Source organism: Limnospira sp. PMC 289.06 (genome assembly GCF_032350395.1).
Classification (GTDB): Bacteria; Cyanobacteriota; Cyanobacteriia; order Cyanobacteriales; family Microcoleaceae; genus Limnospira; species Limnospira platensis.
On sequence record NZ_JARPLC010000087.1, the window covers coordinates 1 to 16661 of the forward strand.

A 16661-nucleotide genomic window follows, 5' to 3' on the forward strand; every position below is an offset into this window, starting at 1 on the left:
CAAAACATCAGTTTTGTTAGATGCAGTTCCCGTTGAATCAGGAAGCCCCATCCTCGCCAACGGCAGGGTGGGGTAGTTCACCCAGGGGAGGCGACAGAAATATAGAGTCGGGGCGGCTGTGTAGGGGCGGGTGCTAGATATGCCCTTAGAGAAACCAGCCCACTCAAAGCGATCGCCCTAACCTAACCTAACCAGTAGTATCGCCCATGTAGGGGCGGGTGCTAGATATGCCCTTAGAGAAACCAACCCACTCAAAGCGATCGCCCTAACCCACGATTACCACCCACCCACTCAAAGCGATCGCCCTAACCCACGATTCCCACCGCCAGTAGGGGCGGGTGCTAGATATACCATGAGAAAAACCAGCCCACTAGCTGCACCCGCCCTAACCCACGATTACCACCCACCCACTCAAAGCGATCGCCCTAACCCACGATTCCCACCGCCAGTAGGGGCGGGTGCTAGATATACCATGAGAAAAACCAGCCCACTAGCTGCACCCGCCCTAACCCACGATTACCACCCACCCACTCAAAGCGATCGCCCTAATAGGGGGGATATAGGCGCTTTGTGAGTTCGTCCCCGGTCATATCAACGGGTAATAGTCGCCAGATTATAGGGAAATGGTATGAACTTCTTCCCAATGAAGACGGTAAAGCTGGAGGGCTTGATCCTTACCTTTCACTCGAATATGGGGCATTTTTTCCAGGGGGAAACTATGGTCGCTCAGTTGCTTAAATGTACTTTCAGAAATCATAATTTCTCCAGCTTGGGCAGCACTACAAATACGGCTGGCGACGTTCATAGTATCACCAATATGGGCGTATTGAATTAATCGGTCTGAACCAATATTTCCGGCTGCTACAATTCCAGTATTTAAGCCTATGTGAATTTGCAAAGGTTCCGCATAATCCTTAGTCCAGCGATCGTTCATGCGACGGACAGCCCATTGCATATCAATGGCGGCTTTAACTGCTCTTTCGACATCATCTTTGCGGGCGTAGGGAGCCCCCCACACAGCTACTAAAGCATCACCGATATATTTTTCTAAGGTTCCTTGATAGGGGAACACAATATCCTCCACCATCACTTTAAAGTATTCATTCAACATAGAGATAACTTGGCGAGGTTCCAGGCGAGAAGACATTTGCGTAAAGCGAGTAATATCAGAAAATAAGGCGGTAACTTCAGCTTCGATAATTTCTAGTTTGCCTTCTTCCCGTAGTTTGCGACTCACCGCCGGAGCAAAAAATTGCTCTAGTTTGTTACGCATTACCGCTTCTTCCTGCATTTTTTGGCGCAGTTCGGCGTTGTCGATCGCAATGGCAGCTTGATTGGCTAAAGTGCTTAAAAACTCCACATCTTCATTAGAATAAACATCAGACATGGATAGATTATCTACATACAAAACCCCAATTACTTTATCTCTGGGTTTCAGAGGAACGCACACGGAAGCATGAATAGCTTGGTAAAGAATTGACTCAGAATCCTGAAAACGCTCGTCTACATGGGCATCTGAAGTTAAGATGGCGTTCCCAGTTTCTAGGACTGTATTAGTAATACTTTTACTATAAAAATATTCATCCTCTAACACTTGAGAACGATAACGAACTGCTTTTTCTTCTATTGCTTTAGTTATGTTATTTACTAATAAAATTGCTGCGCGATCAATCCCCATAATTTTAAACAGTAAATCTAGGATTTTATCAAGTAGTTTATTGGTGGGTTCTGGGGATGATAATTGTTTACTAACATCTAATAAGATTTTGAGTTTATCTACGGCTCGTAAATGGGTATCGGAGGAGCGAAGATTCAGAACCGAGTGACGATCTCGTTCTTCGGGTTCCAATAAATCCTGCATCCCAATCATATCTGAACGGGGATAAAACTGGGTAACTACAGCCGTAGGCGATCGCTCCATGTGGGGCGACTTTTTCGAGGTGGCGATACCGGAGGTGACGAATTTTAAAACCACCCTCCCCAAGCGCAGTAGGTCTCCATTTTTCAGTTCACAATTTTGGATCATGGCTTCATTGACAAAGACATGATTACTGCTGTTGCGATCGCTAACAGTCACCCGGTTGTTCTGAACCTCAATCACGGCGTGTTGTCGGGACAGACTCATATCTGTAATACAGATACTATTATCCCGGCTACGCCCGATGGTATTGACACCGCGCATTAACTCATAAGTTACCTGACTCGATGTATCGGGATTATGGATTAGATATAGCACGTTTGCTCAAGTTTAGCCCTAAGATAACATAGTGAAGATCGTCCCTGATGTGGTAGCAGAAAGAATTCATCTGGTTAGATGAGACAATTAAGCACCGGATCTTTTTTTCTCCTGACTCTATGTACCTGAAAACGCTACATCTCCGACAGTTTCGCAACTACGAAGCTCAAGACGTGGCGTTTGATGCTCCCAAAACTATTTTAGTGGGCAACAACGCTCAAGGCAAATCCAATCTACTCGAAGCCGTCGAATTGCTGTCTACCCTCAAAAGTCATCGGGTTAATCGCGATCGCGATCTGGTTTTGGACAATCATGCTATCGCCCAAATTACTGCTACCCTTGAGCGTGATAGTAGCACACTTGACCTCGCTTTGACTTTGCGGAGTCAAGGTCGCCGGACGGTTGCTATCAATGGTCAATCGGTCAAACGTCATCTTGATTTTCTCAGTATCCTTAATGTTGTCCAGTTTTCTAGTCTGGATTTGGATCTTGTGCGCGGTGGTCCTGCTGAACGCCGCCACTGGCTTGATCGGCTTCTGATTCAACTAGAACCAGTTTATGCCTATATGTTAGATCAATATAACCAGGTGTTGCGACAACGTAATGCTTTGTTAAGACGGGGACCCATGGGAGGAACTACCCCCGAAGAATTGGCGGTTTGGGATGCTCAATTAGCAGTCACTGGGGCGCGGGTACTGCGTCGCCGCGATCGCGTCATTGAAAGGCTCGAACCTTTAGCTAGGATGTGGCATCAAAGTATTAGTGGCAGTAGGGAAACCCTCAATATCACCTATCAGCCTAACATTGAACCCCCTTGTAAACCACAACAGAGGTGGTCTCGGTGGCCTCCTGAACAGGTACAACAGGCATTTTTGACAAAAATTAGCACCCGGGCGATCGCCGAACGTTCTCAAGGGTTGACTCTAGTGGGTCCCCACCGTGATGATGTCATTTTTACCATTAACCAAACTCCCGCCCGTCAATATGGATCATCCGGTCAGCAGCGGACTTTAGTTTTAGCCCTCAAGTTGGCGGAATTGCAACTAATTGAGTCCGTCATCGGTGAACCCCCCTTACTTCTGTTGGACGATGTATTGGCAGAACTTGACCCCCATCGCCAAAATCAGCTTCTACAAGCCATCTCTGAGCGATTTCAAACTCTGATTACTACTACCCATTTAGGTGCTTTTGACCATCAGTGGTTGCAGCAAAGCCAAATTCTCATGGTTCAACAAGGCAAAATTACTGATTTTTTCTGATTTTGCCAAATTTGATACCACCCAAAATCAAAATTAGCTGCTAACATATCTAGCTAATGTTTTGTAGACCACTCTTATCACACTCATTAAACATGAAGCGACTTTCTGTACTAGCATCTGCTATGGCGATCGCCACCGTTTCCTTGGCTACTACTGCGGCTACCGCTTGTGTGTTCAGCAGCAAAGGTCAAGCTACTGAAGGGGCTGCAACTACTAAGTTGACCTCTTTCTGGCATAATATGAGCCTTTTTAAATCCGACTATAAAGCGATCGCTGCCATTGCTGGTGTCACTGGGTTGGCTGCCGCTGGTGCCGCTGGTGGGGCTTATGCCTATCGCCGGATGGCTATTTCTACCCAACACCCAGAAGCCCCTGGCGGTTCCCTGGATCTTAATGATGACATCATTACCGAAAATACTGCGATCGAAGCCGAACAACCCACAGAATCAGAAGTGGTTGCTATCAAATAGCTTGACCTCAATTCCAGTTTAGGACAGTACAATTATGGGGTGTGATTTACTCACGCCCCTTTTTCGCGCCCCCTCAAGCATTAATCAACTCCCCCCAAAATCAAGCCCTTCATAGTGAATATATCTAAGCTAAAACTCCCCGGAAAAGCTAAATATAAAATCATCACTATCCTGGCATTTGTGATAGTTGTAATCCTGCCATTATTCCTGCCTTACTTCTGGATTTTACCTGCTCAAAAAAACTGTGATATAACCATTCATATAACCGGTAATATATTGCATACTGATATCTTCGTGCCAGTGGAAACCTCAGTATTTGACTGGCATCAGTTTATGGAATTATCAGAAATCGGTAAACAAACCGCTGGGAATTATCGATATCTAGCCCTGGGTTGGGGCGATCGCCAAGTTTACCTAGAATCTCCCACCTTCGCCGATTTGCAATTACCAACCGCCCTCAAAGCATTATTTCTACCTACTCCATCAGTGTTGCGAGTTCAAGTATATCAGACCCTCCCAGTAGCACAAGATTTACAACCCCTTAATATCAGTGAGGATAATTACTTAAAATTAGTCGATTTTCTGCAAAATTCCTTTAGACTTGACTCCGCCGGAAAGCCCATCAGAATAGGCTATGGTTATGGTATCAGAGACAGTTTTTATGAAGCCAAAGGTGTTTATTCCCTTCTTAGACATTGTAATACATGGGTAGCAGAAGCATTACGAGCCGCCCGCGTGCAAACCCCACGCCAGCCTAGCTTACCCCTTTTGATACTCAACAAAGCTAGAAGCAGTTGCTAAATTACCTACCTCCTAGGGTAGATATAAAGCTAAATGTTGTGCAGTTAAAATCAGGTTTTCCTTCAAATTCGCGGATATAACTGCGGGGAAATTGGGGATGCCCCCCGAGGGGAGGCTTGACTAAAAAATATTTTGGTTTAATCTCAGAACAGCTATATTTTTTCAGGACTCAAGCTATAATTTTCTCAAGACCAGATGCGATAGAGGGTGGGTGCGAATTTAGGTCGCCGATGAAATCAAGGGAAAATCCAATGTCCGACAATGAAAATGGGTCTATATCAGGTGTAGATTTGACCGTTAACGATAGCTTATCTAATCACGCTTGTGATTGTTCAGAAACTGAACCAACCAACCATCTGTACGAACTTGCCGAATTACGTCGTCATGTAGTGCAACTGCAACAAGAAAATGAAAGTCTGAGGCAACAATTAGATCAGCAGAAAATTACCAATCAGTCCAATTTCATAAATTGTCACCACCTGTTACAGATGGTAATTGATTATGTTCCCCAAGCGATTTTTTGGAAAGACTGTGACTCTGTTTATTTGGGATGTAACCGTCAATTTGCGGAGAAAGCCGGATTACAACACCCCAGGGAAATTGTCGGTAAAACTGATCATGATTTACCCTGGACTCCTCAAGAGGCTAAATTGTATCAGGAATTAGATCGCCAAGTGATGTCCTCAAAATCGCCTCAAATAAAGCTCAGAGGAACTCGCCATCTAGTGACTGGGGCAGAAATTCTGGTCGAAACTACCAAAATTCCCCTTGATAATCACCAGGGAAATATAGTCGGGCTTTTGGGAATATTAGATGATATTGGCGATCGCCTGCAACAAGAGGAACTACTCAAACAACGACTCGCCGCCATTGAAGCGGGCACCGACGGTATCGCCTTGCAAACTTCCCAGGGAGTATTTACCTATGTTAACCGTGCCTATTTAGAAATGTTCGGCTACAGCAAAACTGAAGATATTTTAGGCAAAACTTGGCAGGAATTATATGATGAGGATGAGATAGAATATATCCAGCGAGAAGTCTCTCCCGTATTTGCGGCCGAAAATGAATGGCAAGGAGAACTCCGCAGTCGTCGCCAAGATGGTAGTTTCTTCATTCAGGAGATGTCTCTAACTAAAAGTGTGGCTGGGGTGGTGTGTATTTGCCGTGATGTTACCGATCGCAAACAGGCTGAAGCTACCTTAATGCTTTATAAACAGGCTGTGGAAAGTTCTAGTGATGCGATCGCTATGGCTGATGCACAGTGGAATCACTTTTATCAAAATCCCGCCTTTTCCGAGATGTTTGGGTGTGAAACCCCAGAAGAATTTAACCAAGTATTTGGGGGGATATCTGGGGCTTATACTGACCCGCAAATTCCCGCTCAAATTTTTGCCGAAATTAGCCAAGGTAAAAACTGGGTGGGTGAAGTCGAACACCGGGCTAAAAATAACCGTGTCTTTCAGGTGTTACTGCGCGCTAGTGCTATCAAAGATGGTCAGGGTAATATTTTGGGTGCTGTAGCATCTTTAACTGATATTACAGCCCGGAAAAAGGCAGAAGCTAACCTGCGGGAAATCACCTCCGATCTTCAGGAAGCCCAGGAATTAGCCCATATTGGTAATTGGGAATTGGATCTCGAGACCGGAGAAATTACTTGGTCTGACGAGGTATTTCGGATTTTGGGCTTAGACCAGACCTTGGGTATGCCTTCCGTAGATGAATGTCTGCAATGCTATCACCCCGAAGATAGACCATTGATTGAGAAAGCCCTCGCAGAAACTCGCAATAATGGAACTGCTTGTCAGGTAGAAGCCCGAATTCTCAGGGATGACAACTCAGTTAGCTATGTTCATGTTAAGTTTAAAGCCATTTTGAATCACGATAACCAAATTGTCAGCCTGTTTGGGACGATTATGGATATTACTGAGCGCAAACGGGCGGAAATTCACCTCCAACAACAGACCGAGAAACTAGAAAAAGCCTTAGTTAAACTCAAACGCACCCAAACCCAACTAATTCAGAGTGAGAAAATGTCTGGCTTAGGACAAATGGTGGCGGGGGTGGCTCATGAAATTAATAATCCGGTGGGATTTATTGTTGGTAATGTGTCTCACCTGGAAGAATATACCCAAGATTTACTGTTGCTAATTGAATCCTATCGACAATATTATACAGAACCACCATTAGCGATTACAGAATTAATCGAAGAGATTGATCTCAATTTTTTAATTACTGATATTCCTCAGTTGATTAATTCTATTCAGAATGGCGCTAGAAGGATTCAGGAAATTGTTAACTCTCTGCAAACTTTTTCCCGATTGAATGAGTCGGAAATTAAGGAAGTAGACATTCATCAGGGGATTGATAGCACTTTGATGATCCTCAAGAGTCGCCTAAGACTATTACCGAAACAGCGGGAAATAATGGTGATTAAAAATTACGGTGATTTGCCTAAAATTGAGTGCTATGCTGGTCAGATCAATCAGGTGTTTTTGCATATCTTTAATAATGCTATTGATGCCCTAAAAAACCCGGCATCTCAGGAATCTTCTAAGCAACCTACACTGACAATTACTACGGGTTTACATAAAAATAAGCTGGCATTTATTCGCATTGCTGATAATGGAGTGGGTATACCTGAAGAGTTGCGATCGCGCATTTTTGACCCTTTCTTCACCACCAAGCCTGTGGGTCAGGGGACTGGGTTGGGTCTATCCGTTAGCTATCAAATTGTCGTCGATTTGCACAAAGGAAAGTTAAACTGTACATCAGAAATGGGTATGGGTTCAGAGTTTTGTATTCAGATCCCCATACACAATCACGATAATACCTAAGACCCTCATCAATATAGCCTGGCAGGGGAGTTTGGGCAGTTCCGCATCCCTGCGGCTAATAGCATGGCTATCTTGAACAACGGGCCTGATGCCTAGAGTCTAACATATTTATAGAAAAATTGGGTTTTTGATCACATAATCTTCACAATTGCTGTGTATATTGAGTAGATAGTTGTGATAGAGGTCAAAACAACGGACTCTGGGGGAACTAAAAGCCTGATCGCCGGTGAATTAACTTGTATGGGACTGGTTAGTAAAAGCTATTGGTTAATATCCTGGGGTCGTGGGGTAGATAATTGGCAGTGATATCGTGGTTTTCTCATTAATCACCCTCTGAATGTTAATTATTCCTGATGTCCTCTATCAATAAGATTGTGAGGATTTAGATGATTAAATCGGTGTCGCACTCTGATTGGTGAATACATTTTTAAAGAGGATAAAATCATGATATTTAATATTTTGTGGGTGGAAGAAAGCCAGGAGTTTAACTCGACCTTAGAGGATACGATCGCCTTAGAAGAGTTTAATATTATCTGTGCTGAAGGCGGAAGTTGGGGGGCGCAAATCGCCAAAGAAATAGAACCGCATATCATTATCAGTAGTTTAAATTTGAGCGATCGCAATACGGATCGATTTATTCGTAGGTTACAGCAAAATCAGAAAACCGCTGATATTCCCGTCATCCTAATTCAATCAGAATTCCCGGTCAGTTGTCGCTCCCTGGGTTTTCAATTAGCACGAAATCATTATTTGACTACTGCGAAAAACGTCAATAATCTGATAGCAACCATCTTAAATGACCTGAGCAGAAAAGCAGCGTCTCGGTCAATTTTTATCCCCTACGTCGCTTAATCTTCGGCACTTGGTCGGTTAAAATGTAGGGACGGCAACCTGACTTCCTAAATATGACAATTATATTAACTAATGATGATGGGATTGATGCACCTGGAATTAAAGCCTTATCGGCGGCCCTAAATCGTCCCTGCCTTTGGGTCGCTCCCCGCGATCACCTTTCCGGCTGTGGTCATCAAGTAACCACGGCTACCCCTATTAATATATCACGCCGTTCTCCTACTCATTATGCGATCGCCGGAACTCCTGCTGATTGTGTTCGCCTGGCCATTAGCCATTTATGTCCAGATTTGTCCTGGGTTCTCTCAGGTATTAATGCCGGGGGTAATTTAGGTGTTGATACCTACATATCTGGGACTGTAGCCGCCGTCAGAGAAGCCGCTATACATGGCATTCCGGCTATTGCTATTTCTCAGTATCGAAAAGGCGGTAAACCAGCGGACTGGAAACGCGCAACTCGCCTCACCCAAGCCGTCCTGGAAAACCTGCTTAATCAACCTTGTTTACCGCGCAGTTTCTGGAATGTCAATCTTCCCTATCTACAGCCAGAAGAAGCAGACCCGGAAATGGTCTTCTGTTCCCCCTCCTGTGACCCCCTTCCGACTAAATATCAGGTGAATGGGGAACAATACCAATATATCGGAGATTATGGTCAACGCGATCGCACCCCTGGCACAGATGTAGATGTTTGTTTCAGTGGCAAAATTGCTATCAGTCAAATTTTCCTCTAAGCAGGGGTTTCTGGTAGCTTCAATCTCTCCTGTCTAGTATCTGTGACAATTCTTAACACTATTTTTAAGCAAATAGGTTTAAGGTAGAAAATCGGGCGGTATAATTAGCCGTTTCCCCAGGATAATACACCTGCTGTAAAATCTCGCTAACAAAATCAAATAAATTTACTATGAGTGTTAACCTAGCCACCCAGTTGCGCGAAGGAACCAAAAAGTCCCACACTATGGCGGAAAATGTGGGTTTTATCAAATGCTTTTTAAGAGGGACAGTTGAAAAAACCTCCTATCGGAAATTAGCCGGGAATCTCTACTTTGTCTATACGGCAATGGAAGAGGAAATGGATCGCCATAAAAATCACCCCATCCTCTCGAAACTATATTTTCCCGAATTAAACCGCAAGTCTGCTATTGAGCAGGATTTATTGTTCTACTATGGTAGCAACTGGCGGGAGGAAGTTCAGCCCTCCGAAGCTGCTCAGGCTTATGTGGCTAGAATTAGAGAGATTTCGGAGCGGGAGCCGGCGTTGTTGATTTCTCACCTGTACACCCGTTATTTGGGAGACCTTTCGGGAGGACAAATCCTGAAAGGTATTGCTCAAACAGCGATGAATTTATCCGACGGTCAAGGAACTCAATTTTATGAGTTTAACGAAATTCCTGATGAGAAGGAATTTAAGAACAATTACCGTCAGATCATGAATGATTTGCCGATTGACCAGGAAACAGCCGATCGCATTGTTGAGGAAGCTAATGATGCTTTCGGAATGAACATGAAAATGTTTAATGAACTCGAAGGCAATTTGGTAAAAGCGATCGGAATTATGCTATTTAATAGCTTAACTCGCCGACGCGGTAAAGGTTCCACAGAACTAGCGACCGCTACTGACTCGGTGAACTAACACCATAAGCAGGGGTGGGGTTAACTCAGAGTTAAACCCTTTCCCCTGTTAAGGCTCGATCGCACTGTTGATACAAGTGCTGTAGACTGCCACAATTGTCTATGATAACATCCGCCCGCTGACATTTTTCGCTCAAAGGCATTTGGCTATCAATTCTAGCTTGGATTTGTGTAGGAGTTAGGGAAGATCCATGTCGTTGGATAAGTCGCTGTTTTTGGGTTGACAGTGAACAGTAAACCACCCAAATTTCCGTGACCAAATCAGTCATATTCGCTTCAAATAGCAGAGGAATCGCTAAAACCGCCGTGGGTTCTGCTAAATGAGACTGTTTTTCTAGTTCTTGCCGTTTTTCCAGAAAGCGATCGCGCACAAAAGGGTGAATTTGACTTTCCACCCATTGCCTTTCCGTTAAGCTATTAAAAATAATATCCCCCAACTTGGCTCGATTTAAGCTACCATCGGAGTAGAGTAAATCTGAGCCGTAGCGAACCGCCAAAGTATTGAGAACAGGTGAGTTAGGTTCTACCGCCAACCTAGAATAAACGTCCGCATCCCATATTGGTAGTTTATGGGTAGCAGCCAAATAGTTAGAAACAGTGGTTTTACCCGTACCAATACCACCTGTTAAGCCAATTAACCGCATGGGTGAGTCAATGAGACAGTACAACTACCACGACTGAAGATGGAACAGGGTGCGAAAACAGAAGATATCATAAACTTGTAACCAGTGAGGGAAGGGGAGAAGATGATTATGAACCCAGTAAACCATCTGCGGTCAGTGCTGATTCCAGTTTCCTGTGCCAGTTTTATAGTTCTGGATATCCTCCCCATTATACCACAAAACTTTTTACATATCCGGTATAAAACAGCGATCGCTCAATCAATTGTACCGGAACCCAACAGCACCAACACCGTTACCCATCAACAGGGAAATCAAACTAACATCACTGGCGGACAACTTTCGGGAAATGGGGGTAATCTGTTCCACAGTTTCACCCACTTTAACGTAGAATCCGGCACTGTGGCTAACTTTATTGCCACTCCCGAAATCCAAAACATCCTCACCCGTGTGGTGGGTGGGGATGCTTCCCGCATTAACGGACTTTTGCAGGTCACAGGCGGCGCTTCTAACCTGTTTTTAATCAACCCAGCCGGGATTTTATTCGGTGCGGGTGCGCGCTTAGATGTTCCAGGTTCCTTTACCGCTACTACCGCCAATGGTATCGGTTTTGGCGATCGCTGGATGAATGCGATCGGTGATAATGATTATACTACCCTAGTCGGCACTCCTAACGCCTTCGCCTTTGCCACCAACCCTGGTAGTATTGTCAACGCCGGAGAACTCGCCGTTACCCAGGGAGAACATATCATCCTACTGGGGGGAACTGTCATTAATACCGGGTCACTGGTAGCACCAGGGGGAGAAATTACCATCGCAGCGGTCGAAGGTGAAAATATCCTCCGCATTTCCCAAACCGGACATCTTCTCAGCTTAGAAGTTAGTCCAGCCGCCTCCCCTGATGGATTATCAACTAATCTTACCCCCCTATCCTTGCCGGAACTACTCACCGGCGGAGATAATAATTATGCCACCAGAGTCAATATTTTAGCTGATGGTCGCATACAACTAACTGGTTCTAATACCCCCATTACTCCTAATCCTGGAGTTGTGGCTGTGTCGGGAACTATTGACACCGACTCCACTATTTTTAACCATTCCCCCCAGGTTAACATTTTTGGCGATCGTATCGGAATTTGGGGTGCTAATATCAACGCCTCCGCACCAGATAACGGCGGCACAATTAGAATCGGAGGTGATTACCTAGGACAGGGTACTGTTCCTAATGCTATCTATACCCTCATCGATGATAATTCTACCCTAGCAGCCAACGCCACCACTAACGGAGACGGCGGCAGGATTATTATTTGGTCTGACGGACATACCCAATTTTCCGGCAATATTTCCGCACAAGGACAACACCTGGGAGGGTTTGTAGAAATCTCCGGTCTCGAAACTCTCAGCGTTGATGGTAGTGTCAATTTGCGCGGCGGAGATGGTAACTTAGGAACCCTACTTTTAGACCCTTTAAATATCAGGATTGTAGACTCCGAAGCATCTCCCAATAATAATATCGACTTTGATGGTGTAGTTACCGCCGACCAAGGACCAGCAGAATATACCCTCTCCCAAACCACCTTGGAAAATTTAGCCGCCGATGCTGATATTACCCTGGAAGCACGAAATGATATTCGCATCGACCAGTTATCTAATCAAAAACTAGACCTGAGAACTACCACCGGAACTGTGACTTTCCGCGCTGATGCTAACGGAGATGGTCAGGGTTCTTTTATCATGCACAGTGGCGATACTATCTTAACTAGAGGTGGTAATCTCAATATTTTTGGTGTCAATATTGCTACCGGGAATATTAGAACCAGTGGCGGAGATGTTAATCTCACTGCTAGTGGTATTGGTCAGATTAATACCGGGGTAATATCTACGGCTAACAATTCTAATATGGGCGGTGATATTACTCTCAATAGTAGCGAGGGTTCAATTACTACTAATAACCTGGAAACTAACGGCAGATTATCCGGCGGAAATATTACTATTAATAGTGGTCGCCAAATTATCACGGGTTCCCTATCTTCTCGGTCTACTGATGCGGAAGGAGTGGGGGGAAATATCCAACTAGAAGCTAGTCGGGAGATTTTTTTGGAGGGTGTTAATACTTCTGGCTTTCGAGGTGGTGGTGATTTGTCTATTGTTAGCCAGGGTAGTCGGATTATTATGGATGACAGTAATAATGGGACGACACCATCTCGGATTATTACCTCCTCGGTGAGGGGAGAGGGTGGTGATGTTTTGATTACCACTAGCGAGAGTATTGATTTAGGTGCGATCGACTCGCGCGGACGACAATCTGGTGGTAATATTACTTTGGATGCTGGTATAGAAATTACTGTGGGTGCTATCTCTACCGGGGTTTGGGATGGTCTATTATCTCCTGATACTACAGGGGGTAATATTATGTTAACTGGAGATACTATTAACCTTAATGGTGGTGTTTCTGGGAATGGGTCTCTATTATTACAACCGGCTTCACCAACCCAAGATATTAGGTTGGGTGCAAATTCGAGACGGTCTTCTAACTCTTCGGGAATTGGAGAGGGTTTATCTCTGAATTTTAACAGCTTGGAATTGTCACAAATTACTAGAGGCTTCTCCGAGATTATTATTGGTAAATCCGATTCTCAGGGGACTATTTATATTGAGGGAGATCTCAGGTTTCAAGACCCGGTGATGATGCGATCGCCTCAAGGTAGAATTATCGCCACTGGTGATGAAAGTTTACCCACCATTAGAGGTGTAGGGAATTCTAGCTTAACCTTACAGGCGGAAAATGAGATTATTCTCGGAAATCTCATGACAGAAGGCGGAGATATTCGCGTAGTTAGTCAATCGGATATCGTCCAAATAGAGGGGATTCACACCCTCCCCAATGGGTCTAACCAAGGCAATATTTTATTGCGAGGTTCCGAAATTAATCTAGTGGGGGGATCTAATTCGGTTCGTGGTAGCGGTTATTTACGATTAGAACCTAGTAATTCTGGGCAAATTATGACCCTGGGAAGTGATGAAAATACCAATGGTTTAGATATCCAGTTATCAGATATAGAGGCTTTAGCACCGGGTTTTGAAAGGATTATTATTGGTAGTATTGATGGAAATAGTATCATAGAAATCGCCCAAGATATCACCTTTACCAGTCCCGTCTTATTACAATCTCCTGGTGATTTAGGGAAAATTATAGCAGCGGGAAATATTACCGCAACTGGTGATGCTTCCATCTCCTTAAAAGCTGATAGTGATATCCGTGTTCGTGATATTAATACCAGTGGCTTAAATATAGACATTAATAGTGCTAGAGGTGAGGTTATTACCGGGTCTTTGCAGTCGGGAGGTAATATTAATGTACTTTCTCAAGGGAATATTCAAACCGGAGAAATTCGTTCTAATGCAAGTTTAGATAGTCTGGCTTTCCGAACAATTGACCTCAGCAGTCAGCGGGGACAAATTACAGTTGATGGCAATATTTTTGGGGATGGTACTTTTTTAAGCCTCATAGGTCAGGATGATATCCAAACCGGAAATATCACCGCCGGACGTGGTATGAGTTTAAATAGCGATCGCGGAACCATTACCACCGGAAATCTGCAAGTAGTATCCCCTGACAGCCTCAATAGTAGCATTAATATCACCGCTTTCGGAAATATTACCACAGGTGATATCAGCACCGCTACCGACCCAGGAACAGGCGCAAATATTACCATCACTAGCAGCCAAGGCGGAGTGCGAAGCGGCAACCTTAATGCCTCCGGTTCCACCGCCGGCGGGTCTATAGTAGTACAAGCACCAGACCAGATTTTTCTAGGTGCTATTAACACTAATTCCTCCCAGGGAAATGCTGGTTCCGTCCGGCTAACTAGCGAGAATGATATTGAAGTCTCCCTAATTAATACAGAAGCCGAATTGCGGGGAGGTTCCCTAGTAATTGACACCTCTCGATTTTTCCGAGTTACAGATACCTTTGAAGCCATTAATGGTGTAGAAGCCAGTATCTCTACTATCGGTTCAACTGGTAGCGGAACCATTAGATTACCAGCCTTTTCTACCCCTCTAATTATTGGTGATCCTAGTCAAAATGGAACCGCCGGAGCCATTACTGATGGTCAATTAACCGCTGGTGCAGATACTACAATTATCGGCAATAATTTTGAGCCAAACTCTATTAAACAAACCCCCATTAATCAAACCATTACAACAGAGAATGAAAATTTATCTGATGCAGAAACCACCCCATCTTCTGTTTCTAGTATCTCCGAAAATTTAAGCCACAGTAACAGCAATTCTAACGCCTCCGAAACTGAGCCGAATATTTCCGGTAATTCTAATCATGATTCCGACTCACCCCTAATTAATTCCCACACCGAAGCCAACACAGACATAGACCCGACTGGAGACCTAGTAATTCAGGTAGAACCCACCACCGTACCTACTGACCAAATTGCTCGTTCTCCCCTAGTTTCCTCGGTGCTGCAAATTGATTTATTCCGAGGTCGTGAATTTATCAACTATTTCGGCAATAATCTCAATAAAAATACCGTCGATGACCAAAGTATCCGGCAAACTCTCAGCGATATTGTCCGTATCACCAACTACAAACCCGCGATTATTTATGTATCCATACAACCCGAACAATTAGAATTAAGATTACTTTTACCCAATGGGGAACCAGTATTTAAAAGCGTGGCGGTTAATCGTGAGGAAGTCCTACAAGTAGCGCGACAATTTAGCCATCAAATTCGCACCCCCCAAAATTTCCAAGATACTGAGTATAAAGAATCAGGACAACAACTATATAATTGGTTAATTCAACCCATCAAAGATGAGTTAGAAAAAAATGGCATTGATATCCTAATTTTTTCAATGGATGCTGGTTTGCGTACCCTCCCCCTAGCCGCATTATATGACGGGGAACAGTTCTTAATAGAACACTATAGCCTCAGTCTTATTCCTAGCCTCAGCCTCACGGATACCAGTTATGTGAACCTGCAAAATGCTAGGGTTTTGGCTATGGGTGCTTCTGAGTTTCCTAATTCTAATTTAGATCCTTTACCAGCAGTTCCCCTAGAATTAGATTTGATTGTTGGTAATATGTGGCCAGGTACGTCCTTTTTAAATGAAGAATTTACCATAGCTAATCTGAAATCCCAAAGGGAACAGGCGGAATATAAGATTATTCACTTAGCAACTCATGGAGAATTTGTATCTGGAGGTGCTGACCGTTCTTATATCCAGTTTTGGGACCAAAAGTTATGGTTAAATCAACTGCGAGAGTTGCGACTAAATCAACCTCCGGTAGAATTATTGGTATTAAGTGCTTGTACTACGGCTGTGGGAGATGAAAAGGCGGAATTGGGATTTGCTGGGCTGGCTGTTCAAGCTGGGGTGAAGTCGGCTATGGCGAGTTTATGGTATGTTAGTGATGCGGGAACTTTGGGATTAATGACGACATTCTATAATGCTTTAACTGCTACTCCTATTAAAGCAGAAGCCCTGCGACAGTCTCAATTAGCTATGTTGAATGGTCAGGTACGCTTAGAAAATGGCTACCTGCTGAGTCAGACTAACATCAGCACTCGTCGCGGTGATATATCTACTCCGGTTCCGCAAGAATTAGCTAGACAAAATCCGGTTGATTTATCTCATCCTTTTTACTGGGCTGGGTTTACTCTTATTGGTAGCCCTTGGTAATAATATATAGTAGGGTGCGTCAGACCAGCCGACACCGATAAGAACCGGAGAACTGATAAACTGACGCACCAGGTATCTAATTAAATAACCTTACCTTGTAGGGTGCGTCAGACCAGCCGACACCGATAAGAACCGGAGAACTGATAAACTGACGCACCAGGTATCTAATTAAATAACCTTACCTTGTAGGGTGCGTCAGACCAGCCGACACCGATAAGAACCGGAGAACTGATAAACTGACGCACCAGGTATCTAATTAA

The 16661-nt window shown here is 44.2% G+C and carries 11 protein-coding genes; 9 read left to right on the top strand and 2 right to left on the bottom strand.

Annotated elements, in window-relative coordinates; genetic code table 11:
- Nucleotides 1–352 precede the first annotated feature (352 nt).
- Complete coding sequence (locus P5674_RS16645) at nucleotides 353–574, top strand: hypothetical protein (RefSeq protein ID WP_014277393.1); 222 nt, start codon at nucleotides 353–355, stop codon at nucleotides 572–574.
- A gap of 39 nt (nucleotides 575–613) precedes the next feature.
- Here the strand turns inward: P5674_RS16645 and P5674_RS16650 are convergent, their stop codons facing one another.
- On the bottom strand, nucleotides 614–2236 hold the full coding sequence (locus tag P5674_RS16650) for an adenylate/guanylate cyclase domain-containing protein (RefSeq protein ID WP_350308531.1): 1623 nt from the start codon (nucleotides 2234–2236) through the stop codon (nucleotides 614–616).
- Between the two features lie 119 nt (nucleotides 2237–2355).
- Between P5674_RS16650 and recF the strand changes: the two genes are divergently transcribed.
- The 7 genes from recF (at nucleotide 2356) to P5674_RS16685 (ending at nucleotide 10082) form a co-directional block, all read left to right on the top strand.
- A complete protein-coding gene (recF, locus tag P5674_RS16655; protein ID WP_315670104.1) occupies nucleotides 2356–3495 on the top strand; it encodes a DNA replication/repair protein RecF in 1140 nt (379 codons plus the stop codon).
- Between the two features lie 92 nt (nucleotides 3496–3587).
- The gene (locus tag P5674_RS16660) at nucleotides 3588–3965 is read left to right on the top strand and encodes a hypothetical protein (protein WP_043468745.1); all 378 of its coding nucleotides are present in this window, start codon (nucleotides 3588–3590) and stop codon (nucleotides 3963–3965) included.
- Nucleotides 3966–4079: 114 nt separating this feature from the next.
- Entirely contained in the window at nucleotides 4080–4766 is a 687-nt protein-coding gene (locus tag P5674_RS16665) for a TIGR02117 family protein (protein ID WP_014277389.1), read from the top strand.
- 251 nt (nucleotides 4767–5017) lie between these two features.
- A complete protein-coding gene (locus P5674_RS16670) occupies nucleotides 5018–7600 on the top strand; it encodes a PAS domain S-box protein (RefSeq protein ID WP_014277388.1) in 2583 nt (860 codons plus the stop codon).
- 444 nt (nucleotides 7601–8044) lie between these two features.
- On the top strand, nucleotides 8045–8452 hold the full coding sequence (locus P5674_RS16675; RefSeq protein WP_062946028.1) for a response regulator: 408 nt from the start codon (nucleotides 8045–8047) through the stop codon (nucleotides 8450–8452).
- 53 nt (nucleotides 8453–8505) lie between these two features.
- On the top strand, nucleotides 8506–9183 hold the full coding sequence (gene surE, locus P5674_RS16680) for a 5'/3'-nucleotidase SurE (RefSeq protein ID WP_006617684.1): 678 nt from the start codon (nucleotides 8506–8508) through the stop codon (nucleotides 9181–9183).
- Nucleotides 9184–9353: 170 nt separating this feature from the next.
- Complete coding sequence (locus P5674_RS16685; RefSeq protein WP_014277386.1) at nucleotides 9354–10082, top strand: biliverdin-producing heme oxygenase; 729 nt, start codon at nucleotides 9354–9356, stop codon at nucleotides 10080–10082.
- A gap of 31 nt (nucleotides 10083–10113) precedes the next feature.
- Here P5674_RS16685 and coaE read toward each other — a convergent pair whose 3' ends face one another.
- Nucleotides 10114–10725, bottom strand: coding sequence for a dephospho-CoA kinase (gene coaE / locus P5674_RS16690; RefSeq protein WP_014277385.1), 612 nt, complete (start codon nucleotides 10723–10725; stop codon nucleotides 10114–10116).
- A gap of 108 nt (nucleotides 10726–10833) precedes the next feature.
- Between coaE and P5674_RS16695 the strand changes: the two genes are divergently transcribed.
- On the top strand, nucleotides 10834–16401 hold the full coding sequence (locus tag P5674_RS16695; RefSeq protein WP_014277384.1) for a CHAT domain-containing protein: 5568 nt from the start codon (nucleotides 10834–10836) through the stop codon (nucleotides 16399–16401).
- The last annotated feature ends 260 nt before the right edge of the window (nucleotides 16402–16661 follow it).

Bases quoted from the DNA above. Each gene is read 5' to 3' on its own strand.
- P5674_RS16695 (WP_014277384.1), top strand. From the start codon at position 10,834: ATGAACCCAGTAAACCATCTGCGGTCAGTGCTGATTCCAGTTTCCTGT.
- P5674_RS16645 (WP_014277393.1), top strand. From the start codon at position 353: ATGAGAAAAACCAGCCCACTAGCTGCACCCGCCCTAACCCACGATTAC.
- P5674_RS16670 (WP_014277388.1), top strand. From the start codon at position 5,018: ATGTCCGACAATGAAAATGGGTCTATATCAGGTGTAGATTTGACCGTT.
- P5674_RS16675 (WP_062946028.1), top strand. From the start codon at position 8,045: ATGATATTTAATATTTTGTGGGTGGAAGAAAGCCAGGAGTTTAACTCG.
- recF (WP_315670104.1), top strand. From the start codon at position 2,356: ATGTACCTGAAAACGCTACATCTCCGACAGTTTCGCAACTACGAAGCT.
- coaE (WP_014277385.1), bottom strand. From the start codon at position 10,725: ATGCGGTTAATTGGCTTAACAGGTGGTATTGGTACGGGTAAAACCACT.
- surE (WP_006617684.1), top strand. From the start codon at position 8,506: ATGACAATTATATTAACTAATGATGATGGGATTGATGCACCTGGAATT.
- P5674_RS16660 (WP_043468745.1), top strand. From the start codon at position 3,588: ATGAAGCGACTTTCTGTACTAGCATCTGCTATGGCGATCGCCACCGTT.
- P5674_RS16685 (WP_014277386.1), top strand. From the start codon at position 9,354: ATGAGTGTTAACCTAGCCACCCAGTTGCGCGAAGGAACCAAAAAGTCC.